The following is a 21,461-nucleotide window of genomic DNA, read 5'->3' on the forward strand; positions in this document are numbered from 1 at the left end:
GCTGCGCTCGGGTGGCGGAACCTCAGCTGCTCCCTCGCTGCGGGATCGTTTTCACCGGTGGCTCCGCCACATGCGAAAACGCTGTCCTCGCGAGGAAGCCGCTGAGAACCCGCGGGTGGTCGGCTTGCTCGGGTGGTCGGCGGCTCAGCGGCTTCGCCGCTGACGGGAAACCGACACGACCTGCCGGGCAGGGTCGAAGATCGGCGGTGATCGGACTCAGGAACGCAGGGCGTAGAAGTGGATCGGGGTGTTCGGGGCGAGGCCGATGCGGCGGTACACGGGAGCGCCCGCGGCGGTGGCGTGCAGGGTCGCGCGGGTGAGGCCGGTGGCCCGGCCGCCCTCGTGCAGCGCCTTGCGCGTCACGGCCTCGCCGAAGCCCTGCCGCCCCTGCGCCGGATCGGTGGCCACCATCAACACGAACAGCCTGCCCGCGCAGGGCACCGTCGCGGCCGCCGTCACCGGCACGCCGTCCCGCAGCCCGAGGTAGGCGTGCACGTCGGTGCGCCACAGCTCCGAACGCGCCAGCCCGTCCCGGCCGTCGGCGAGCGGGAAGCCGTAGGCGCGGGAGTTCAGGTCCGCGTAGGCCAGCAGCTGCTCCTCGGTGCGGACCCGGGTGAACTCCAGCAGCGGGTGCTCGGGGTCCGGGAGCGGCAGGACGTCGCCCGCCATGCCTTCGCCGGAGAACGCCAGGTCCAGCCCGGCGCGCTCGGCGGCCGCGGGCAGTCCGGCACGGGCCTCCGGGGTCAGGAGGCCCGCGAACAACCACAGGAAACCGGTGCCCCGCTTCTCCCGCATGATCGCCGCGGCCTGCGCCAGCCGCTCCGGGAGCAGGTCCGCGCCGAGTCCGTCCTCGGTCAAGGTGGTGCAGTTCCAGAACGCGAACCGCGACTCCGCCCAGCGCACCGCCACGCCCGGCAGGTCGCGCACGTCGGCGGCCGGATCGGCGTCGAGCACCAAGGGGCGCCAGCCGCCGGTCAGCTGGTGCAGGGATTCCACCGCTGCCGCGTCGATCGCCGTCATCGTCCGCACCTCTCGTCCGGCCACTTTTGGTGATCTCATCGTAGCAATGCGTGATCATCCGAAAGGCGGTTTCGGCTGGGCCGTCTGGGCGTTCCGCAGGTCCGTCCCACGCGGCCGACCTGCGCGGCGGGGTGGCGTGGCAGGGTGATCGACGACGGGAATTCCTCGACTGCGGCGGGAGTGTCGGCATGGCGGAAGCGGTGCGGGAAGATCTGCGCGATGGCGAGCTCACCTGGCTGGACGCCACCGCGCAGGCCGAGCTGGTCCGCCGCGGGGAGGTGTCCCCGCGCGAACTCGTCGACGCCGCCGTGGACCGCATCGAGCGCGTCGACGGCGAGCTCAACTCGGTGATCACCCCGCTGTTCGAGAAGGCCCTCGCGCAGGCTGCCGACCCGGACCTGCCCGCCGGGCCGTTCCGCGGGGTGCCGATGCTGCTCAAGGACGTCCTCTGCCACTCCGCGGGCGACCCGCTGCACGCCGGGCTGCGGGTGCTGCGCGACGCCGGCTGGGTCGAGCAGGAGGATTCGCACCTGGCGGCCCGGTTCCGCGCCGCCGGATTCGTGTTCTGCGGCAAGGCGAACGTGTCCGAGCTGGCCATGAGCATCACCACCGAACCGCTCGCGCACGGACCGACCCGCAACCCCTGGGACCCGGCGCGCTCCCCGGGCGGTTCCAGCGGTGGATCGGCCGCGGCCGTCGCCGCCGGACTCGTGCCCGTCGCGCACGCCAACGACATGGCCGGGTCCATCCGGATCCCGGCGAGCAGCTGCGGGCTCGTCGGGCTGAAGCCGACCAGGGCCCGCACCTCCCTCGGTCCCGGCCACGGCGAGCACTGGGGCCCGGTGACGCACGAGCACGTGCTCACCCGCTCGGTGCGGGACACCGCCGCGGTGCTCGACGCGATCGCCGGGATGGCGCCCGGCGACCCGTACACCGCGCCACCGCCCGCCCGGCCCTACCGGGACGAGGTCGGCGCCGATCCCGGGGTGCTGCGCATCGGCTTCCGCACCGAACGGCCCGGCGGCGGGCCGGTGCACCCGGACTGCGCGGCGGCCGTGGACGGGGCGGCCCGCTCGCTCGCCGAGCTCGGCCACCTCGTGGCGCCCACCGCGGCCGCCGCGCTGGACGACGCGGAACCGATGGCCGCGATGGCGACCGTGTTCGGCGCGACCGCCGCCTGGGAGCTGGAGCACTGGTCGCGGCGCCTCGGCAGGCGCATCGACCCCGCCGAGCTGGAACCGATGAACGCGCTGTTCGCCGAGCAGGGCGCCGCGGTCACCGCCGCGCAGTGGCTCGGTGCGATGGACACCGCGCAACGCTGGTCGCGCAGCCTCGCCGCGCTGTGGGAGGACGAGCTCGACGTGCTGCTCCTGCCCACCCTGCCGGACCCGCCCCCGCCGCTCGGCCTGCTCGCGCCGAGCCAGGACCCGGAGGTGCTGCTCGCGGAGACCGCCGCGCGCATCGCGTTCACCGCGCCGTTCAACCTCACCGGGCAGCCGGCGATCTCGCTGCCGCTGCACCGCGCCGACGGCCTGCCGATCGGCGTGCAGCTCGTCGCCGCCTACGGGCGGGAGGACGTGCTGATCCGGCTCGCCGCCCAGCTGGAGCGGGCGGTGCCGTGGTCGGAGGCGCGGCCGCCGATTTCCGCGTAGCCGCTCGTGATCGCGCTCCGCGTACCGTGGTCGGTGGTTCCGGAACCGGCGCGGTCCGCAGTCCGCGCCGCCGGGACCGGGCGCTCCCGAGCGACGAGAGGACCTCGATGACCACCACCGGCGACCGGACCTCCACCCCCGACACCGACGACACCGCCGTCTCCACCGACGTGCTGATCCGGCGCCCGCTGCCGCCGGAGCTGCTGGCGCGCGGCAGCGACCCGTTCGCCCCGCCACCCGGCCTGGACGCGCTGCGCGCGCAGGGTCCCGTGACGGGCGTGCGGCTGCGCAACGGCGCGCACCTGTGGATGGTCACCGGGTTCGCCGAATCCAAGGCGCTGCTCACCGACGAGCGGTTCAGCGCCGACACCCATCGCCACCCGAACGCCATGCAGCTCGACCCCGAGCAGGTGGTGCGCCACCAGGCCGCCGTCGCGGCGGGCACCGGCGGGTGCCCGGTCACCGACGTGCCGCCCACCGGTGGCCGGTTCATCTTCATGGACCCTCCCGAGCACACCCGGCTGCGCAGGCTGCTCGTCGGCCAGTTCACGGTGCGCCGGATGCGCGCGCTGGAGGCCCGGGTGCGGGAGATCGCCGTCGAGCACGTCGAGGCGATGCGGGCCGCGGGCGCCCCCGCCGACCTGGTGACCGACTTCGCGCTGCCGCTGCCGTCGCTGGTGATCTGCGAACTGCTCGGCGTCGCCCCCGCCGACCGCGACGACTTCCAGGACCGGACCGCCGTGCTGGTGAACCTGGACGCGGACGAGGAGACCCGGCTGCGGGCCTACGCCGAGCAGGACGAGTTCATGCGCGGGCTCGTCGCCGACAAGCGGGCGCACCCCGCCGACGACCTGATCTCCGGTCTGGTGCACGGCGACGCGGATCCGGCGCTGAGCGACCGGGAACTGGTCGACATCTCCTCGATGCTGCTCGGGGCGGGGCACGAGACCACCGCGAACATGCTCGCCCTCGGCACCTTCGCGCTGCTGGAGCACCCCGACCAGCTCGCGGCGCTGCGCGCGGAACCGGAGTTGATCGACACCGCGGTGGAGGAGCTGCTGCGCTACCTGTCGGTGGTGCACACCGGCCCGGTGCGGGTCGCGGTGCAGGACGTGGAGCTCGGCGGGGTCACCGTGCGCGCCGGGGACACCGTGATGGTGTCGCTGCCGGAGGTGGACCGGGATCCCGGCCGCTGGCCCGAACCGGACCGGCTGGACCTGCGGCGCACCCGCAATCACCACTTGGCGTTCGGGCACGGCGTGCACCAGTGCCTGGGACAGCAGCTGGCGCGGGTGGAACTGCGCATCGGGCTGGCGGAACTGCTGGCGCGGCTGCCCGGGCTGCGGCTGGCGGTCCCGCCCGCGGAGGTGGGCCTGCGCACCGAGATGGTGATCTACGGCGTGCACTCGCTGCCGGTGGCCTGGGACTGACGGGCGGGCGTCCCCGCCGCGGTGCGGTGCCGGGTCAGCCCGCGGTGGTCTCGCGGGCGGGTTCGGCGGCCGTCGCGGGCGCGGTGGCCGAGCGCTGCGGGACCGGTTCCGGCCCGATCGGTTCCTGGGCGGCCGGAACCTGGGCGGCCGCGTCCTCGTCCTCCCGCAGGCCCCGCGTCTCGGCCTTGAGCACTCGCGCGGACCGGCCGAGCGAGCGGGCCACCTCGGGCAGCTTGTTCGACCCGAACAGCAGCACCAGCACGCCCAGGACGAGCACCAGCTGCCATCCACCCGGCATCGTCATGACCTCGAACCTCCGTCTCGGCGTCCTCTGATTCCGGGTGCCACGGTGGCACACGGCCCGGACGGGCCGTCCGGTGCACCGAGTTCGGGCGGAATGTGGTGGTCCTCGCCGTCCCCACCGGACGGGGGAGCGAGGGGGCCGCGTGGTCGGCGACGGTGGTTCGAGGTCCGGCGACGAGCCGGGCGAGGCCAGGACTTCCGCTTGGCCGAGCCCGGTACCCGGTGGACGAACCACGGCAGTCCGAACGCCACCGACGACCCGCAGGCCGAGCTCGCCGCACCGGTCGAGGTGTCCGACGTGCGGATCTCGTGCTACGACGACGGCCGGGAGGTGCGCACCACCGGCTGATCCGGGGTGAGCGGCCCGTTCGACCGGGGCCGTTCGTCCGGGCGGTCAGACCACGGGTTCGGGGGAGCCGGTGAGGGCGCGCAGCACGTCCACGGGCGCGGGACGGGTGCTGAGCTCCGCCGCGACGGCCGCGGCCCGCTGCGCGTACGACGGATCGGACATCACCTGCTCGATCGCCGCGGCGATCCCGGCGGGGGAGTCGACGACGACCGCGACCCCGGCGGCCGCCGCGCGCGCCGCGTTGGTCGGCTGGTCCGCGCCCTGCGGGCACAGCACCAGCGGAATCCCGCGGCTCAGCGCGCCGAGCACGGTGCCGGAACCACCGGCGCCCACCACCACGCCCGCCCCGTCGAGCAGGTCGTCCAGCGGTGCGAACGGCACGTAGTGGATCTCGGCGCCGGAGTCGCGCACCTCGTCGGCGCGCGCCGCGTTCGGCCCCGCGCCGTGGGCCATGCCCAGCGTGACCCGCAGGTTCAGCGGCCTGCTCGACACGGCCGCGACGAACTCGTCCAGCACCTGCGGGTCGGAGAAGACGGTGCCCAGCGTGACCAGCGCGGTCAGCCGGTCCGCGGTCGCGAATCCGCGTTGCGGCGCCTCCCGGCCCTCGGGGCGGCGGTGCGCCCGGCCGCGCATCGGCAGCGGCGGCACCGCGCTGGACCAGCCCGGCTCCTGCAACTCCTCCGGCCACGGGTCCAGGTAGGTGGTGGGCGGTTCGGGGACGATCCCGGCCTCGCGGTGGTAGCGGGCCGCCGAAGTCCCGATCAGCTCGGCGAGCTCCGGCGGCACCGCCGGGCCGATTCCCGCCTGGTGCCAAGGGATTCCGAGTGCGGCCGCGACGAGCGGGCCGGTGGTGTCGTAGTACTCGGCGATCACCAGGTCCGGTGCCCAGTCCCGCGCGCGCTCGACGGACTCGGCACCGCCGAGCTCCAAGCGGCAGGCGCCGAAGACCTCCCCGACGACCTCCGGCGCCGGGCGCATCACGTCGGTCCCGGTGCGGCGCGCGGCTTCGGCGGTGAACTCGATCGCCGTCGGACCGGCGGCGAGCAGCTGCACCCCGGCCGCCAGTTCGTCCTCGACCGCGAGCCGCATGTCGCCGCTGGTCAGCACCGCCGCCTGGTGCCCGTCGGCGAGCGCGGCCTCGATCAGCGGGGCGAGCGGCAGGAGGTGGCCGTAGGCGGGGACGGCGCAGAACAGCACGCGCACGGGGCGACTCCAAGAGCTGAGGGGGTGCGCGGTGTCGCGCACTCGACCGGCGGTGCCTCGGCGCCACCGGCTCCCACGGTAGGGATGATGCCGGAGCCGCCCGCCGGGCGGGACCGGAATTCCCCTTTCCGAGGGGAAAAACCTCGCCGGTCACCGCGACCGGGTGGGCACGCCCCAGCTGGCGAGCAGCCCCAGCGCCTCGCGGGAGGACGAGCCGGGTTCGGCGGTGTAGACGAACAGCGTGGTGTCCGGATCGCCGGGCAGCGCGAAGGTCTCGTACTCGACGGTGAGCTCGCCGACCACCGGGTGCCGCAACCGCTTCGACCCGTGGGTGCGCTGGTGCACCCGGTGCTCGTCCCACCACCGGCCGAACTCCCGGCTGCCCGCGCGCAGTTCCGCGACCAGCGCCACCGCCGCCCGGTCCTCGGGGTCCGCGCCGACGTCGAGGCGGAGGCTCTCCACGGTCGTCCGCGCGTGCACCTCCCAGTCCGCGAACAGCTCCCGGGCGCCGTCGTCGAGGAACATCCAGCGCGCGTAGTTGCGCCGGGCCGCGGGCATCCGCTCGAAGTCGGTGAACAGCGCCCGCGCCATCCGGTTGCTCGCCAGCACGTCGGTGCGCCTGCCGAGCACCAGCGCCGGTTCGCCGTCCAGCGAGTCGAGCAGCTGGTGGACGCCGGGCCGGAGCCGCTGCACCGAGTTCGGCCTGCGGCGCGGGCTCGCGGTCCGGCCGACGAGGGTCGCCAGGTGCGCGCGGCCCGCGGCGTCCAGGTCCAGCGCCCGGCCGATCGCCGCGACCACGGCGGGGGAGGGCGTGATCCGCCGTCCCTGTTCCAGCCGCGCGTAGTAGTCGGTGGACACCCCGGCGAGCAGCGCGACCTCTTCGCGCCGCAGCCCGGGAACGCGCCGCACCCGCCCGTCGGCGGGCAGTCCGGCGCGGGCCGGATCACCGAGCCCGCGGGCGCGGCGCAGGAAGTCGGCGAGTTCGCGGTTGTGCTGGGCCATGCCCGCGATTCTCCCGCCGTCCGGGCGCCCGCGGGGGCGTGCGGGTGGACCGCCGAGTCCCAGGTTCGCGGGTCCGCGCACCGGCAGGGCGCGCGATGCGCCGGTTCCGGCGCGCCCCGGCGACCAGGCTGGTGGTCGAACCGGGGAGGAACCCCCGGCCGTCGAAGGAGAGAGGCGCCCGATGCGCAAGGTCCTGATCGTCATGTCCGCCGCCGACACCTGGGTCCGCACCGACGGGTCGGCCTACCCGACGGGCTACTGGGCGGAGGAGGTCGCCGCGCCGCACGCGGTGTTCGCCGCCGCCGGGTTCGCGGTGGACTTCGCCTCGCCGGGTGGGGTGCGGCAGCCGCTGGACCGGCACAGCGCCGACCCGGAGATCGCCGGGCCGGACTGCGCCCGCCACGTGGCGCACGTGGCGACGGCGCTGGACGAGTTCGGCCCGCTGCTGCCGCTGGCGGAGGTGGTGCTCGACGACTACGCGGCGATCGTGCTGCCCGGCGGGCACGGGCCGGTGGTCGACCTGCACGAGGACCCCGACCTCGGCCGGCTGCTTGTGGCGGCGGACCGCGCCGGCGTCGCCATCGCCGCGGTCTGCCACGGCCCGGCCGCGCTGCTCAGCGCCGTGGACGAGGCGGGGGACTGGCGGTTCGCGCGGCGGCGGATGGCCGCGTTCACCGATGAGGAGGAGCGGCTGTTCGGCACCGCGGACGGCGCGCCGTGGCTGCTGGCGAGCCGGTTGCGGGAGCGGGGCGCGGTGCACGAGAGCGGGCCCGCCTACCAGCCGTTCACCGTGCGGGACGGGAACCTGTTCACCGGTCAGAACCCGGCGTCGAGCGGCCCGATGGCCGAGCAGGTCCTCGCCGCGCTGTGAACTGGATCCGGGGGCCGGCGCAGGCGGTTCCGCCGTCCGCGCCGGTCGCCGCCCCGTCGGACCAGCGCCCTGGTGATCACACCCGATCGGCCCAGCAGGAAGAGGTTGAACAATGCACAAGGTCATCACTTCGGCCGAATCTTGATCTACCGCTGGCCGCAATGGGGTGACCGCACGGCGTTGAGCGGCGGAATGAGCTGCCTTCTGGTTACCGAACGTGCTGGAGTGGACGTCCGATCGGGGAGTTGTTCATTCGGAAGAGGGCACTAGAGCTGGAGGCAAGGCTCATGGCAACCGACATCGTGCACGACGGCATCCGGCATTGCGGGAAGGTCTCGCCCTGGGACAGCTTGGCCACCTCGCTGTGCGGCAAGGCGTTCCTGGACAAGACCTACGCCGAGACCATGTTCAGCGGCATGCCGACCTGCCCGGACTGCGTGGCCGCCAAGCGCAGCGGCAAGAAGCGCTGAACCCGGAGCCCCGGAACACCCCGGCCGCGCCACGAACGGTGGCCCCCCCGCGCGCGTTCCACCGAGCGGAAACCGGCCCGGGTTCTGTTCGTGCACAGACCTCCAACAGATACAGTGCTGATATGTCAAGGCTCAAGATGTGCGGGATCGACCGCCCCTCGGTGGAGCCGAGGCCGCGATGAACCCGACGACCACCGATGAACCCGTCTACGCGTCGTTGGCCGACAAGGCGTACGCGGAGATCAGCGACCGGCTCATCATGCTCGACATCCCGCCGATGACCGCGATCGACGACGTGGCGCTGGCGAAATCGCTCGACGTCGGCCGGACACCGGTCCGCGAGGCGCTGAAGCGGCTGGAGATCGACCGGCTCGTGGTGTCCTATCCGCGCCGCGGGACCTTCGCGACCGCGGTGGATATCACCGACCTCGCCTACATCTCCGAGCTGCGGGTGCAGCTGGAACCGCTGGCGGCCCGACGCGCCGCCGAATCCGCGAGCGCCGCCGTGCTGGCCGAGCTGGTCGAGATGGCCGACGAGCTCGACGAGGTCGACGTGCGCTCGCTGACCAGGGACGAGCTGATGCGCTGGGACCTGCACGTCCACCGCGCGATCTACCGCGCCGCGGGGAACCCGCACCTGGAGGACACCCTGGTGCGCTACGACAACCTCGCCACCCGCATCTTCTGCCTGTTCCTGGAACGCATGTCGCACTTCGACAGCCACGTCGGCGAGCACTCCGGGCTGCTGCGCGCGATCGGCGCGCGGTCCGCCGACGAAGCCGAGCAGCTGGCCTGCGACCACGTGCTCGGTTTCGAGGAGGCCATCCGCGCGGTGGTGTGATCCGCCGGGCGGAGCGAGGAGCGGGGGCACCTCGCTCCCTCCGGGACGTGGTCACGGCCGCGACCGGACCCGGTGCGCGTTCACAACCTGGCGGCGAGCCGCCGCCGCCAGCGCCCGAACGACTTGGCCCGGTCGACCGAGAGCACCCCGACCGGTTCGTCCGCGGAATCCAGGTACAGCGCCAGGAACTCGCCGGAGTCCACGTCGCCCTCCTCGATCCGGACGGTGCAGCCGGGGGTGCGGTGCCCGGCGAACTGGATCTTGCTGCCGTACTGGTCGGACCAGAAGTAGGGGACGGCGTGGTGCGCCGGGGCGGAGTGCTCGGCGCCGAGCAGCGCGGCGGCCGCGGCGGCCGGGTGCTGCGCGGCGTTCGTCCAGTGCTCCAGCCGCAGCGGTTCCGCGGTGTAGTCCCGGTGGGCGTTGGCGCAGTCGCCGACCGCCACCACCTCCGGCACCTCGGTCCGCCCCGCCGCGTCGGTGCGCACGCCGTCCCGCAGCGGGATCCCGGACTCTTCCAGCCATTCCACGTTCGGCTGCGCCCCGATGCCGACCACGACCACGTCGGCGGGCAGTTCGCGGCCGTCGGCGAGCCGGACGGCGGTCACCCGGGGCTCGCCGACCAGTTCGGCGACGCCGGTGCCGACGTGGATCCGCACCCCGTTGCGGGCGTGCATCCGGCCGCACACCTCGCCCATCTCGGGGCCGAGCGCCCGCTGCAGCGGGACGGCGGCGGCCTCGACGACGTCCACTTCGACGCCGAGCCCGACCGCGGTGGAGGCGATCTCGGCGCCGATGAAGCCGGCGCCGATGACGACCAGGCGTGCTCCCGGCACGAGTTCCTCCCGCAGGGCGCGGGCGTCGTCGAGGGTGCGCAACGTCCGGACGCCCTCCGGCACCTGTCCTGGTAGCGCGCGGGCGCGGGCACCGGTGGCGAGCACGACGGCGTCGGAGGTGATCCGCTCGCCGTCCGCCAGCAGCACGGCCCGGTCCCGGAGGTCGAGGCCGGTGGCCGCGCGGCCCAGCCGCCAGTCCACTTCCAGCGCGGAGTCGTCCGGTTCGGTCAGGGCGATGTCGTCCTCGGAGGCGGTGCCCGCGAGGAACTCCTTGGACAGCGGGGGCCGGTCGTACGGGGCGTGCTCCTCGTCGCCGACGACGACGATGCGCCCGTCGAAGCCGTGCTCGCGCAGCGCGCGGACCGCGGTGAGACCGGCGAGCGAGGCTCCGACGACGGTGATCTCGCGCAATCAACTCACCTCTTCCACGACCGCACCGGCGACGGCGTCGACGTCGCTGCTCTCGAGCACGTAGACGATCCCGTCGTCGACGGTGACCCGGTGGGTGCGCACGGGTTTCTTGGCGGGTGGGCCGCTGGGGCGGCCGGTGCGCAGGTCGAAGCAGGCCGCGTGCAGCGGACATTCGACCGCGCAGCCTTCGAGCCAACCGTCGGAGAGCGAAGCGTCCTGGTGCGTGCAGGTGTCGTCGATGGCGAACAGCTCGCCGTCCACGTTGAACACAGCGATCGCCACCTCGCCCTGCACCCGGGCCGACTCGCCGGGAGGGATGTCGGACAGCGCGCCCACTGGAATCATTCTGGCCTCCTGTTGCAGATGACGGAACCCGTACTGCAATGCGCAACCGATAGAATGAGGCTCGTCACCTTGGTCGTCAACGATGAAATTCGCCGTCCCCGCCGAGCGGGCGAATCGGCGCCCACGGAGGCCTGAGAGTTGCCGCGGGTGTAACGCGCGGAAACCCGCCGGTAGCGAAAACCCCTGTTGCTGTGGGAAGTTCGCGGCGCGCCGTCGCCGGAGAGTGCCCGCCGGCCGGTGCCCGCGAGGGGTTCCTCAGCGGGCTCCAAGGGGGCCGCGAGGGCACCGGAACGGCGTGTTGACCCGGTCCTGACCACCACTTATCGTGCAACAGATATATCAACCACGGACCTGGCGTCGAAGGGGACGGGGCGGCCGGGAACGGCGCGGCAGCGCGCATCGGGGGAGACCTCATGATCGACCGCTCGAAGCGGCCCAGGCGGGCCTTCCGCCGGCCGGCCGTGGAGGAGGAGCGCACCGTCCGGCGCGCCGTCGCCGCGGCGGCGATCGGCAACGTCGCGGAGTGGTACGACTTCGGGATCTACTCCTACCTCGCGGCCGTCGTGCTCGGCCGGGTGTTCTTCCCGGACGGCGGCCAGTGGGCCACCGCCTACACCCTCGGCGCGTTCGCGGCCGCGTTCCTGATGCGCCCGCTCGGCGGATTCGTGTTCGGCAGGCTCGGCGACAAGATCGGGCGCACCAAGGTCCTCTCCGCCACCGTCGTGCTCATGGCCGTGTCCACCGTGCTGCTCGGGCTGATCCCGAGCTACGGGGCGATCGGCGTCGCCGCGCCGCTGCTGGTGCTGTTCGTGCGGATGCTGCAGGGCTTCTCCGCCGGTGGCGAGTACACCGGCGCGCTCACCCTCATCGCCGAGTACTCGCCGGACCGCAGGCGCGGCTTCTTCGGCAGCTGGCTGGAGTTCGGCACCCTCACCGGCTACACGTTCGGCGCCGGGGTGTGCTGGACGGTGATCGCCGTGCTGCCCGAGCAGGATCTGCTCTCCTGGGGCTGGCGGGTGCCGTTCATGCTCGCGCTGCCGCTGGGCATCACCGGCATCTACCTGCGGCTGCGGCTGGAGGACACCCCGGCGTTCCGGCAGCTGATGGAACGCTCACCAGCGCTGGCCACGATGTCCTCCCGGCGCGCGCTGCAGATCGTGGTGACCCGGTACCGGGCGGCCGCGCTCGTCGCCGTCGGCATCGTGGTGGCCTGGAACGTCACGAACTACGTGCTGACGAACTACATCCCGACCTACCTCACCGGCACGCTGCCGCGCTACGGGCTCGGCGGCAGCAGCCCCGAGGTCGCCACCGCGCTCCAGGTCGTCGTCATGGTGCTGATGCTGTGCGTGATCGTCTCGGTGGGGCGGCTCAGCGATCGCGTCGGGCGGAAACCCGTGCTCATGACGGGGAGCGTCGGGCTGGTCCTGCTGGGACTGCCCGCGGTCTGGCTGCTGCGCGGAGGACTGGTGGGGCAGGTCGCCGGGCTGCTCATCATCGGGCTGGCGCTGGTGTGCTTCGCGGCCGTCTCGCCGTCCACGCTGCCCGCGCTGTTCCCCACCATGATCCGGTACAGCAGCCTGGCGGTGCTGTTCAACCTCGCCGTGTCGCTGTTCGCCGGCACCGCGCCGACGATCATCGAAGCGCTGGCCACCGCGACCGGGAACCTCGACTGGCCGGGCTACTTCCTGGTCGGGGCGGGGATCGTCGGCGTCGTCAGCACGCGGTTCCTCAGCGAGCAGGCCGGTCGGCCGCTGGACGGGGCGGCGCCGCTGACCTCCAGCTCCGAGCTCCCGCCGCCGCCGCTGTCCGCCGACGGCGTGCCGCTGGAGAGCCCGCGGCAGTAGGCGATCCGCGCTGACCGGTGCTGCGCTGCCCGGCGCGGCGTTGCCCGGCTCTGCGTTGCCCGGTCCCGTGCTGCCTGGCCCGGCGCTGTCCGGTCCAGTGCCGCCCGGCTCCGCGTTGCGCCGCCCGGCCCTGCGCTGCGCCGTGTCGGGGTCTGCGCCGCGTCGTCCGCGCGGCCCTGGTGCGTCCTGTCCGGCTCCGCGCCGCGGGCTCCCGTTCCGCCCGCAGCCGCACCCGGCGCAGTACGCGTCCGCACCGGCGGAAACCGTTGCCGCGCCCGGAGAATCAAGCGGCCGCGGCTCGGGCGGGACCGTTCCCGGGCCGGGGCAGCACGAGGGCCCCGCGCGGCGGGAAGCCGCGCGGGGCCGGGAGAACGGCGCTCAGCCGACCCGCTCGCGCACCCAGTCGTGGAACTCACCGATGTGGTGCTCGCTCGGCACCAGCACCCCGCCCTTGCGGTACGACCGCGAATCCATCGCCAGCTGGCAGCGCTCGCACGCGTCGAAGTCCTGCTGGTTCACCCGGTGGAACAGCTCCACCGACCGATCGATGTCCGCACCCGACTCCACCACCTCCGGCAGGTACAGCCAGTCGCAGCGCACGATGGTGCGCTCCGCCGACAGCGGGAACATCCGGTGGAACACCACGTGGTCGGGCACCAGGTTGATGAACACCTGCGGGCGCACCGTGATCGCGTAGTAGCGGCGGTCCTGGTCCTCCTGCACACCCGGAATCCGCTCCAGACCCGCCGAACCGTCCACCGTGAAGCCCTGCACCTCCTCGCCGAACTCGGCGCCGTGGCCCACGAAGTACTGCGCGGCGAGGCCGTCGGCGAACTCCGGCAGCACCTCGGTGAGCTCCGGGTGGATCGTCGCGCAGTGGTAGCACTCCATGAAGTTCTCGACGATCTGCTTCCAGTTCGCCTTCACGTCGTACTCGATGCGCCTGCCCAGCTTCAGGTCCGCCACCTGGTAGCCGACGATCGCCTCCGGCGACCCCAGGCGGTTCGTCACGTCCCCGATCACCGTCTCCTCGAACGACGGCGGGTCCTCGGCCAGGCACAGCCACGCGTACCCCAGCCACTCCCGCACGTGCACGGTGTGCAGGCCGTACTCGACGCGGTCGATGTCCTGCATCGCGTTCAGGTTCGGCGCGGCCACCAGCTTGCCGTCCAGGCCGTACGTCCACGCGTGGTACGGGCACTGGAAGGAGCGCCGCACCTCGCCCTTCTCCTCCGTGCACAGCCGGGCCCCGCGGTGCCGGCACACGTTCAGGTAGGCCTTGATCGCGCCGTCCCGGCCGCGGGTCACGACGACGCTCTCCCGGCCGATCTGCACCGTCTCGTACTGCCCGGGGCGGGCCAGGTCCGCGCTCAGCACCGCGCAGAACCACCCCGCTTCGAAGATCGCCTCCTGCTCGGTCCGGAAGATCGACGGGTCCGTGTAGTAGTAACCGGCCAGCGTCTCGCGCAGACTCTCGGGCAGCGCTTCGCCGGTGTCGGGAGTGGACAGCTCACCGGTGGTCATGGCAATGCTCCTCGCGGCAGAGGGGAAGGGGACACAACTCGCTACGGCATCGGAACCGGCGGGCGCAGGGGCCGCCCGCGGAACGTCGGAAACGCACCGCGCGGCGGATCCGCGCGGTGGCTGCTGAGTGGAAGTCGAGTCGTTGCACGAATGGCAACGGGGTGCGCATTGCGCTACAGATGGCAGCGCGTCGCGGCTGCGATGTCAAGAGCCGCGGCCGGAACCGATCACCGGAACACCACGGTGCTGTGCCCGTTCGGCAGCACCCGCCGCTCGCAGTGCCAGCGCACCGCCCGGGACAGCGCCAGCGCCTCCGCGTCCCGGCCCACCGCCTGCAGCGCCACCGGGTCGTGCGTGTGGTCGATCCGGATCACCTCCTGCTCGATGATCGGGCCCTCGTCCAGGTCCGGCGTCACGTAGTGGGCCGTCGCGCCCACCAGCTTCACCCCGCGCGAATACGCCTGGTGGTACGGCTTCGCGCCCTTGAAGCCGGGCAGGAACGAGTGGTGGATGTTGATCGCCCGGCCCTCCAGCGCCTTGCACGCTTCGTCCGAGAGCACCTGCATGTAGCGGGCCAGCACCACCAGTTCCACGTCGTACTCGTCCACCAGCTCCAGCAGCCGGGCCTCCGCTGCGGCTTTCGTCTCCGGCGTCACCGGCACGTGGACGAACGGCAGGCCCGCCGACTCCGCCATCGGCCGCAACGTCTCGTGGTTCGACACCACGGCCACGATGTCCGCGCTCAACCCGCCCGAGCGCCAGCGGAAGATCAGGTCGTTCAGGCAGTGGCCCAGCTTCGACACCATCACCAGCACCCGGGCGTCGCGGTCCGCGTCGAACGAGAAGTCCATCTCGAAGTCCGCGGCCACCGGCTCGAAGCTCCGCGACACCACCTCCAAGTCCACCTCGCGGTCCGCGGTCACCTGCGTGCGCAGGAACAACCGGCCCTTCACGCCGTCGTCGAACTGGCGGTGCTCGGCGATGTCGCAGCCCTGGCCCACCAGGTAGCTGCTGACCGCGTGGACGATGCCGCTGCGGTTGGGGCAGCTCAACGTCAGGGTGAACTTCCTGGTCATCGTTCCTCCTGTGCTCGCACGGCTCTGATCGCTGTCGGGGTCGTCAGCACTCGACGACGTTGAGGGCGAGGCCGCCGCGGGCGGTCTCCTTGTACTTGTCCTTCATGTCCGCCCCGGTCTCGCGCATCGTCTTGATCGCCTTGTCCAGGGAGACGTGGTGCTCGCCGTCGCCGCGCAGCGCCATCCGGGCGGCGGTGATCGCCTTGATCGAGGCCACCGCGTTCCGCTCGATGCACGGGATCTGCACCAGGCCGCCCACCGGATCGCAGGTGAGGCCCAGGTTGTGCTCGATGCCGATCTCGGCGGCGTTCTCCACCTGCTCCGGGGTGCCGCCCAGCACCTCCGCCAAGCCGGCGGCGGCCATCGAGCACGCCGACCCGACCTCGCCCTGGCAGCCCACCTCGGCGCCCGAGATCGACGCGTTCTCCTTGAACAGCACGCCGATCGCGCCCGCCGTCAACAGGAACCGCACCACCGCGTCCTCGTCGAACCCGGCCAGGAACCGATGCGCGTAGTGCAGCACCGCCGGCACGATCCCGGCCGCGCCGTTCGTCGGCGCCGTCACCACCCGGCCGCCCGCCGCGTTCTCCTCGTTCACCGCCAGCGCGTAGAGCGTCACCCACTCCATCGCGTGCAGCGCGTCGCTCTCGTCGACCCCGGACTCCAGCCGCTCCCGCAGCTCCTTGGCCCGGCGCCGCACCCGCAGGCCGCCCGGCAGCACGCCACCGGTGCGCGCGCCGTTGTCCACGCACTCCCGCATCACCGACCAGATGTGCAGCAGGCCGTCCCGGGTCTCCTGCTCGGGCCGCCAGGACAGCTCGTTCGCCAGCATCACGTCGCTGATCCGCGAACCGGACTCCCGGGCCCGCGCCAGCAGCTCCGCGCCGGTGCGGAACGGGAAGCGCACCTCCGGCCCGCCCGCCACCAGCACCGGCCGGCCCGCCTCGTCCTCGTCCAGCACGAAACCGCCGCCGACCGAGAAGAACTCGCGGCGCAGCAGCGGTTCCCCGTGCGCGTCGAACGCGTCGAAGCGCATCCCGTTGGTGTGGAACTCCAGCCGCTTCCGCCGGTGCAGCACCACGTCCCGCTCCACCGAGAACGCGATCTTGCGCTCGCCGCCGAGGCTGATCCGGCCCTCCTCCCGCACCGCCCGCACGTCCGGTTCGGTGCGCACCGGGTCCACCAGGTGCGGCTGCTCGCCCAGCAGACCCAGCACCACCGCCGGGACGCTGCCGTGGCCGTGGCCCGTCGCGCCCAGCGAGCCGAACAGCTCGCAGCGCACCGCCGCCGTCCGGGGCAGCACCCCGGACTCGCGCAGCCGCGCCACGAACCGGAACGCGGCCAGCATCGGGCCGACGGTGTGCGAACTCGACGGCCCGATGCCCACTTTGAACAGGTCGAACACTGAGAGGGTCATGTGCGCTCCCCACCTGGAGGTTTCCGGAGGCGGCGCGGTCCGCACCGCGCCGCTGACCGCTGCCTAACCGCCGGACTCCGCGAGCGCGGCCCGCACGGTGTGCCGCAGCAGCAGCGCCGTCGTCACCGGCCCCACCCCGCCCGGCACCGGCGTCAACGCCGCGACCCGGCCGGACACCGCCGGGTCGACATCGCCGACCAACCCGCCGTCCGGCGTCGGATTGGTGCCCACGTCCACCACGACCGAACCCCGGTGCACGTGCTGCTCCGCGATCAGGCCCGGCCGACCGGCCGCCACCACCAGCACGTCCGCCGTCCGGGTGCGCGCGGCCAGGTCCGCGGTGTGGCGGTGGCAGATCATCACCGTCGCGTCCCGCCCCAGCAGCAGCTGCGCCACCGGTTTCCCGACCACGGTGGAGCGGCTCACCACCGCGCAGTCGCGCCCCGCGAGCGGCACGCCGTGGTGGTCCAGCACCGCGAGTACCGCGGCGGCCGTCGCGGGCGGGAACGCGGGCAGTCCGGCGGCGAGCCGGCCCGCCGACAGCGGGTTCGCCCCGTCCACGTCCTTGTCCGGTGCGATCGAGGAGGCCAGTTCCTCGAAGTCGGCGCCCGGCGGCAGCGGGGTCTGCAGGATGATGCCGTGCACCTCCGGTTCGCGGCTCAGCGCCGCGAGCTCCTCGCGGATGCGGTCCGCGGAGGCGTCGGCGCCGAGGTCCACGACCTCGCACTCCACGCCGGACTTCGCGGCCGCCTTCGCGATCGAGCGCACGTACCAGGCGCTCGACTCGTCGTCGGTGGCCACCACGACGGCCAGCCGGGCGGGCACGCCCGCGGCGGCGAGCTCGGCCGCGGCGGCGGCGACCTCGGCCCGGATGGCGCGGGCCGGGCCGGTGCCGTCCAGCACCGCGGTCTCCACCGGTGGGGTCGCGCCGGTCGTGGTCGGATCGGTTGCGGGCACGGCGGTTCCGGACCGGCCGGCCGCCGGCGAGCCGGTGTCGGGCACTGCGGGTGAAGTGGTCATCGCTGGATCTGCTCCCGTACCGCGGTGGTGGTCTCATCGGCTCGGTGGAGGACGTCGGCGGCCTCGGCGATCGCCGCCGCGAGCGCGTCCCGGGGGGGCGGGTCGGCGACGCCGGGCAGGTTCACCTCCGCGTTCACCCGCGAGGTGGAGGCCGCCGCGCGCGCCGCGTCCGCGGCCGCCGCGATGTCGGTGATCACGTTGCGGTTGCCGACGGGCCGCAACCGCTCGGCCAGGCCCACGACCCGGTCGGCGACCGCGATGACCTGGACGGGCACCCGGCTCGCCTCGGCCAGCGCCGCCGCGATCGCCCGGGACCGGGCGGACTTCGCCTCCGCGGTGTCCTTCGGCAGGCCGTAGGCGGCGCCGACCGCGCCGAACGCGGTGGCGTCCCGCTCCACCAGGTCCAGCGCCAGCCCGCGCAGCTCGTCGGCCTCCGCCAGCACCGCGCCGATCTCCGCTGCGTGCTCGGCGTACTTCGCACCGTCGCTGAACCGCGCCACCATGGCGACCAGGGCGGCGCCCTGCGCGGCGTGCAGCGCGGCGGTGGCGCCGCCGCCCGGTGCGGGATCGCGGGAGGCGAGGCCCTGCAGGAAGGTGTCGATCGAATCCGTGCGCATCAGCATCCTTCGTCGTAGTGCGGGAAACCCGTTCCAGGTGAACGGTCCGGCAGCCCATCCGCTCGGTCGCGCGGGCCGCTCACCTCGCGAGAGGTCCGGGGTCACCGGCGGATGCGGTGCATCTCCGGGTCGACGAGCGGTTCGGCGGCGACGGTGGCCCGCACCATCCGGTCGAAGTACTTGATCTCCACCGAGGTCCCGGGTTCCGCCGACGCGGGCAGCCACGCGTAGGCGATGGGGAAGCCGAGGGTGTGCGAGAACGCCGCGGAGGTGACGTACCCGGCGGGCGCCGAGTCGACGAACACCGGCTCCGAGCCGAGCACCACGCTGCGCCCGTCGTCGATCGTCAGGCAGGACAGCCGCCGCGACACCGAATTCTGGTCGCGGCCTTCCAACGCGTCCTTGCCGACGAAGTCGCCCTTGTTCCGGCGGACCGCGAACCCGACGCCCGCTTCGAACGGGTCGTGCTCGGTGGTCATGTCCGCGCCCCAGGCCCGGTAGCCCTTCTCCAGCCGCAGGCTGTTGAACGCGGCGCGCCCCGCGGGAACCACGCCGAGCTCGCGGCCCGCCTCGAACAGCACGTCCCACAGCCGCTGCCCGTACTCGGCGCTGGTGTAGATCTCCCAGCCGAGCTCGCCGACGTAGGACACCCGCATCGCCGTGACCGGGATGCCCGCGATGTGCGCCCGCTTGCAGCGGAAGAACTTCAAGCCATCGTGGGAGAAGTCGTCCCGGCTCAGCGGTTGCACCAGGTCCCGGGCCAGCGGCCCCCACACCCCGACGCAGCAGGTGCCGCCGGTGATGTCCCGGACCTGCACGCCGTGGTCGTCGGGCAGGTTCCGCCGCAGGTGGTCCAGGTCCAGATTCCCGTTCGCGCCGACCTGGAACAGCCGTTCGCCGAGCCGCGCGACGGTGAGGTCGCTGCGCACGCCGCCGGCGCGGTCCAGCAGCAGCGTGTAGGTGACCGAGCCGACGGACTTGTCCATCTTCCCGGTGGTGAGCCGGTCCAGGAATTCCAGCGAGCCGGGGCCGGAGATCTCCAGCCGCTTCAGCGGGGTCATGTCGTAGAGGGCGACGGCGGTGCGGGTCTTCCACGCTTCGACCGCGGCGACGGGGGAGTGGTACATCGCCGACCAGGCGTCCCGCGACGGCGGCTGCCACTCCATCGGCAGTTCCTTGACCAGCGGCGCGTTCGCCTCGTACCAGTGCGGGCGTTCCCAGCCGTGGGCTTCCAGGAAGAACGCGCCGAGTTCGCGCTGCCGCGCGTGGAACGGGCTGACCCGCAGGTCCCGCGGGGAGAACTTCGGCTGCAGCGGGTGCTTGACGTCGTAGATCTCCACGAAGTTGCGCTGCGAGGTCTCGTCCGCGTGCTGCGGGGTCACCTCGATCTCGTCGAAGCGGTGCACGTCGCAGCCGTGCAGCTCGATCTCGCTGCGCCCGTCCACCAGCAGCTGCGCGACGGCGCGGGCCACGCCGGAGGAGTGCGTCACCCACACCGCCTCGGCGATCCAGAACCCGGCCACGTCCGGGGATTCGCCGACCAGCGGCCCGCCGTCGGGGGTGAAGGAGAAGACGCCGTTGAACCCGGTCTCGACCTTCGCGGTGCGCAGCGCGGGCAGCAGCCGCTTGCTGTGCTCCCAGGACGCGGCGAAGTCCTCCTCGGTGAACGCCAGCATCGACGGCATCGCCGCTTCGCTGGGCGCGTCCTCGTCCTGCGGCAGCTCGTGCAGCCCGACCGGGATGGGGCGGTGCGCGTAGGTGCCGATGCCGAGCCGGTCGTCGTGCTCGCGGTAGTACAGGTCGTGGTCCTGGTGGCGCAGGATCGGCAGCCGCGCCTCGATCCGCGGGTCGTTGCGCCCGGCGAGTTCGGGCAGCTGGTCGGTCTGCGCGTACTGGTGCGCCAGCGGCAGCAGCGGCACCCGCATGCCGACCATGTCGCCGATGGCCTGGCCCCAGAACCCGGCGCAGGACACCACGAGGTCGGCGGGCACCTCGCCCTGGTCGGTCTCGACGCCGGTGACCTTGCCGCCGCTGGTGTTGATGCCGAGAACGCGGGTGGAGCCCTGGAAGCGGGCGCCGCGGGCTTCGGCGCGGCGGGCGAGGGCGATGACGGCGCGGGAGGCCTTGGCGAGCCCGTCGGTGGGGGTGTGCAACCCGCCGAGGACGCGGTCCCGGTCCAGCAGCGGGTGCAGCTTCGCGCATTCCTCCGGCCCGAGGACGGTGCCGGGCACCCCCCAGGAGGTCGCCCAGCCCTGCTTGCGGTGCAGGTCGGCGAGCCGTTCCGGCGTGGTGGCGATCTCCAGGCCGCCGACCTGGTTGAAGCACCACCCGCCGTCGACGTCCAGCGCGGCGAGCTTGTCCCTGGTGTAGGTGGCGAACTCGGTCATCGTCTTCGACCCGGTGGTCTGGAAGACGAGTCCCGGGGCGTGCGAGGTGGAACCGCCGGTGAGCGGCAGCGGTCCCTGGTCGAGGACGGTGACGCGGTCCCAGCCGCGTTCGGTGAGCTCGTCGGCGAGGTTGGTGCCGACGATCCCGGCTCCGATGATGACGACGCGTGGGGTGCTCATGCTGGTCTCCTAACGGGCGGCCTGCGGCGACCGCTGCGAGGACGGCAGGTGCGGACTGGTGCCACGGGGCAGGAGCTCGGGCTGGAGAAGGGGGAGTGGTGGGGTTCGGTGGTCGTCCGATGCGGACTTCCGCGGAGCACGGGGGGACGTGTCGGAACGGGCCGCCGCCTGCGGTGACCTGACCGAGCCGAACGCCGGATTCCGGATGTGTTCCTGGACCGACCGGAACAGCTGGGCGCAAGACTGATATATCAAGTGAACGGCAGAGTAAGCACTGGTGGGAGCAGCGGTCAAGGGCCGATTCGGCCCTCTTCTCCGCGGTGCACGCGGACGGCTGAACGGCCCGGCGCGCCGCCGCCCGGGCGCGTCGCGCCGTGGTGGCGGCGGCGGGGTGCGGCGGCGCGCGCCTCGGTGACTTCGGACCCTTGACCCGGAGAATTCCGCTGCTTACGCTCGGAAGCCTTCTGATATTTCAGTTGGATGGTAGTCGTCCGGCCGGTCGTTCACCCGCCGTCTCCCCAGTGCTCCCGTGCAGATTCCCGGTGTCGAAGGAGTCCCATGAACTCGTCCGGAAGTGCAGCTGCGTTCAACGACCGGCTTGCGGTGGTGGATCCGGAGGTGGCCGCTGCTGTGGGGGCGGAGCTGGGTCGTCAGCAGAACACG

General features: G+C 73.2%; 19 protein-coding genes. 7 read left to right on the top strand and 12 right to left on the bottom strand.

Annotated elements, in window-relative coordinates; genetic code table 11:
• Positions 1-216: 216 nt before the first annotated feature.
• The gene (locus tag LCD31_RS23230; RefSeq protein ID WP_224961232.1) at positions 217-1,020 is read right to left on the bottom strand and encodes a GNAT family N-acetyltransferase; all 804 of its coding nucleotides are present in this window, start codon (positions 1,018-1,020) and stop codon (positions 217-219) included.
• Between the two features lie 188 nt (positions 1,021-1,208).
• On the opposite strand from LCD31_RS23230, the gene LCD31_RS23235 reads away from it, so the two are divergent.
• Both LCD31_RS23235 and LCD31_RS23240 read left to right on the top strand, forming a co-directional pair.
• Positions 1,209-2,672: an amidase gene (locus LCD31_RS23235; protein WP_224961233.1), complete on the top strand. Its 1,464-nt coding sequence runs from the start codon at positions 1,209-1,211 to the stop codon at positions 2,670-2,672.
• A 107-nt stretch (positions 2,673-2,779) separates the two neighbouring features.
• Entirely contained in the window at positions 2,780-4,102 is a 1,323-nt protein-coding gene (locus LCD31_RS23240; protein ID WP_224961236.1) for a cytochrome P450, read from the top strand.
• Positions 4,103-4,136: 34 nt separating this feature from the next.
• Here LCD31_RS23240 and tatA read toward each other — a convergent pair whose 3' ends face one another.
• Positions 4,137-4,406 carry a Sec-independent protein translocase subunit TatA gene (gene tatA, locus LCD31_RS23245; protein WP_224961239.1) on the bottom strand — a complete coding sequence of 90 codons (270 nt, stop codon included), beginning with the start codon at positions 4,404-4,406 and terminating at the stop codon, positions 4,137-4,139.
• A gap of 201 nt (positions 4,407-4,607) precedes the next feature.
• Here tatA and LCD31_RS23250 point away from each other — a divergent pair, with 201 nt between their 5' ends.
• The gene (locus tag LCD31_RS23250; RefSeq protein ID WP_224961241.1) at positions 4,608-4,754 is read left to right on the top strand and encodes a hypothetical protein; all 147 of its coding nucleotides are present in this window, start codon (positions 4,608-4,610) and stop codon (positions 4,752-4,754) included.
• Between the two features lie 45 nt (positions 4,755-4,799).
• Here the strand turns inward: LCD31_RS23250 and LCD31_RS23255 are convergent, their stop codons facing one another.
• Positions 4,800-5,957, bottom strand: coding sequence for a nucleotide disphospho-sugar-binding domain-containing protein (locus tag LCD31_RS23255; protein ID WP_224961243.1), 1,158 nt, complete (start codon positions 5,955-5,957; stop codon positions 4,800-4,802).
• Positions 5,958-6,107: 150 nt separating this feature from the next.
• The gene (locus LCD31_RS23260) at positions 6,108-6,959 is read right to left on the bottom strand and encodes a helix-turn-helix domain-containing protein (protein ID WP_224961245.1); all 852 of its coding nucleotides are present in this window, start codon (positions 6,957-6,959) and stop codon (positions 6,108-6,110) included.
• Positions 6,960-7,140: 181 nt separating this feature from the next.
• Between LCD31_RS23260 and LCD31_RS23265 the strand changes: the two genes are divergently transcribed.
• From LCD31_RS23265 to LCD31_RS23275, 3 genes are all read left to right on the top strand, one after another.
• The gene (locus tag LCD31_RS23265) at positions 7,141-7,830 is read left to right on the top strand and encodes a type 1 glutamine amidotransferase domain-containing protein (protein WP_224961247.1); all 690 of its coding nucleotides are present in this window, start codon (positions 7,141-7,143) and stop codon (positions 7,828-7,830) included.
• Positions 7,831-8,117: 287 nt separating this feature from the next.
• The gene (locus LCD31_RS23270) at positions 8,118-8,300 is read left to right on the top strand and encodes a hypothetical protein (protein WP_224961249.1); all 183 of its coding nucleotides are present in this window, start codon (positions 8,118-8,120) and stop codon (positions 8,298-8,300) included.
• A 178-nt stretch (positions 8,301-8,478) separates the two neighbouring features.
• Positions 8,479-9,141 (top strand): GntR family transcriptional regulator, encoded by a 663-nt coding sequence (locus tag LCD31_RS23275; RefSeq protein WP_224961251.1) that lies wholly within the window; start codon positions 8,479-8,481, stop codon positions 9,139-9,141.
• A gap of 80 nt (positions 9,142-9,221) precedes the next feature.
• Here LCD31_RS23275 and LCD31_RS23280 read toward each other — a convergent pair whose 3' ends face one another.
• Entirely contained in the window at positions 9,222-10,385 is a 1,164-nt protein-coding gene (locus LCD31_RS23280) for an NAD(P)/FAD-dependent oxidoreductase (protein WP_224961253.1), read from the bottom strand.
• On the bottom strand, positions 10,386-10,730 hold the full coding sequence (locus tag LCD31_RS23285) for a bifunctional 3-phenylpropionate/cinnamic acid dioxygenase ferredoxin subunit (protein WP_224961255.1): 345 nt from the start codon (positions 10,728-10,730) through the stop codon (positions 10,386-10,388).
• Between the two features lie 413 nt (positions 10,731-11,143).
• On the opposite strand from LCD31_RS23285, the gene LCD31_RS23290 reads away from it, so the two are divergent.
• Positions 11,144-12,577: an MFS transporter gene (locus LCD31_RS23290; protein ID WP_224961257.1), complete on the top strand. Its 1,434-nt coding sequence runs from the start codon at positions 11,144-11,146 to the stop codon at positions 12,575-12,577.
• A gap of 378 nt (positions 12,578-12,955) precedes the next feature.
• On the opposite strand, the gene LCD31_RS23295 is transcribed toward LCD31_RS23290, so the two are convergent.
• The 6 genes from LCD31_RS23295 to LCD31_RS23320 all read right to left on the bottom strand — a co-directional run bounded on the left by LCD31_RS23295 (position 12,956) and on the right by LCD31_RS23320 (position 20,798).
• Positions 12,956-14,101, bottom strand: coding sequence for an aromatic ring-hydroxylating dioxygenase subunit alpha (locus tag LCD31_RS23295; protein ID WP_224961259.1), 1,146 nt, complete (start codon positions 14,099-14,101; stop codon positions 12,956-12,958).
• Positions 14,102-14,328: 227 nt separating this feature from the next.
• Positions 14,329-15,177, bottom strand: a complete 849-nt coding sequence (gene purU, locus LCD31_RS23300) for a formyltetrahydrofolate deformylase (protein WP_224961261.1) — start codon at positions 15,175-15,177, stop codon at positions 14,329-14,331.
• Positions 15,178-15,220: 43 nt separating this feature from the next.
• Complete coding sequence (locus LCD31_RS23305; RefSeq protein ID WP_224961263.1) at positions 15,221-16,594, bottom strand: L-serine ammonia-lyase; 1,374 nt, start codon at positions 16,592-16,594, stop codon at positions 15,221-15,223.
• A gap of 63 nt (positions 16,595-16,657) precedes the next feature.
• Positions 16,658-17,509: a bifunctional 5,10-methylenetetrahydrofolate dehydrogenase/5,10-methenyltetrahydrofolate cyclohydrolase gene (locus LCD31_RS23310; RefSeq protein ID WP_224961271.1), complete on the bottom strand. Its 852-nt coding sequence runs from the start codon at positions 17,507-17,509 to the stop codon at positions 16,658-16,660.
• A gap of 101 nt (positions 17,510-17,610) precedes the next feature.
• Positions 17,611-18,231 (bottom strand): cyclodeaminase/cyclohydrolase family protein, encoded by a 621-nt coding sequence (locus LCD31_RS23315; protein WP_224961266.1) that lies wholly within the window; start codon positions 18,229-18,231, stop codon positions 17,611-17,613.
• A 101-nt stretch (positions 18,232-18,332) separates the two neighbouring features.
• Positions 18,333-20,798: an FAD-dependent oxidoreductase gene (locus tag LCD31_RS23320; RefSeq protein WP_224961268.1), complete on the bottom strand. Its 2,466-nt coding sequence runs from the start codon at positions 20,796-20,798 to the stop codon at positions 18,333-18,335.
• Positions 20,799-21,461: the final 663 nt, after the last annotated feature.

This window comes from Saccharopolyspora sp. 6M (assembly GCF_020176775.1).
Lineage (GTDB): Bacteria > Actinomycetota > Actinomycetes > Mycobacteriales > Pseudonocardiaceae > Saccharopolyspora_C > Saccharopolyspora_C gregorii.

What these genes read in the sequence shown, in the direction of transcription:
- LCD31_RS23295 (WP_224961259.1), bottom strand. Translation starts at nt 14,101, where the DNA reads ATGACCACCGGTGAGCTGTCCACTCCCGACACCGGCGAAGCGCTGCCC.
- LCD31_RS23305 (WP_224961263.1), bottom strand. Translation starts at nt 16,594, where the DNA reads ATGACCCTCTCAGTGTTCGACCTGTTCAAAGTGGGCATCGGGCCGTCG.
- LCD31_RS23265 (WP_224961247.1), top strand. Translation starts at nt 7,141, where the DNA reads ATGCGCAAGGTCCTGATCGTCATGTCCGCCGCCGACACCTGGGTCCGC.
- LCD31_RS23230 (WP_224961232.1), bottom strand. Translation starts at nt 1,020, where the DNA reads ATGACGGCGATCGACGCGGCAGCGGTGGAATCCCTGCACCAGCTGACC.
- LCD31_RS23315 (WP_224961266.1), bottom strand. Translation starts at nt 18,231, where the DNA reads ATGCGCACGGATTCGATCGACACCTTCCTGCAGGGCCTCGCCTCCCGC.
- LCD31_RS23275 (WP_224961251.1), top strand. Translation starts at nt 8,479, where the DNA reads ATGAACCCGACGACCACCGATGAACCCGTCTACGCGTCGTTGGCCGAC.
- LCD31_RS23285 (WP_224961255.1), bottom strand. Translation starts at nt 10,730, where the DNA reads ATGATTCCAGTGGGCGCGCTGTCCGACATCCCTCCCGGCGAGTCGGCC.
- LCD31_RS23260 (WP_224961245.1), bottom strand. Translation starts at nt 6,959, where the DNA reads ATGGCCCAGCACAACCGCGAACTCGCCGACTTCCTGCGCCGCGCCCGC.
- purU (WP_224961261.1), bottom strand. Translation starts at nt 15,177, where the DNA reads ATGACCAGGAAGTTCACCCTGACGTTGAGCTGCCCCAACCGCAGCGGC.
- LCD31_RS23235 (WP_224961233.1), top strand. Translation starts at nt 1,209, where the DNA reads ATGGCGGAAGCGGTGCGGGAAGATCTGCGCGATGGCGAGCTCACCTGG.
- LCD31_RS23290 (WP_224961257.1), top strand. Translation starts at nt 11,144, where the DNA reads ATGATCGACCGCTCGAAGCGGCCCAGGCGGGCCTTCCGCCGGCCGGCC.
- tatA (WP_224961239.1), bottom strand. Translation starts at nt 4,406, where the DNA reads ATGACGATGCCGGGTGGATGGCAGCTGGTGCTCGTCCTGGGCGTGCTG.
- LCD31_RS23320 (WP_224961268.1), bottom strand. Translation starts at nt 20,798, where the DNA reads ATGAGCACCCCACGCGTCGTCATCATCGGAGCCGGGATCGTCGGCACC.
- LCD31_RS23240 (WP_224961236.1), top strand. Translation starts at nt 2,780, where the DNA reads ATGACCACCACCGGCGACCGGACCTCCACCCCCGACACCGACGACACC.
- LCD31_RS23270 (WP_224961249.1), top strand. Translation starts at nt 8,118, where the DNA reads ATGGCAACCGACATCGTGCACGACGGCATCCGGCATTGCGGGAAGGTC.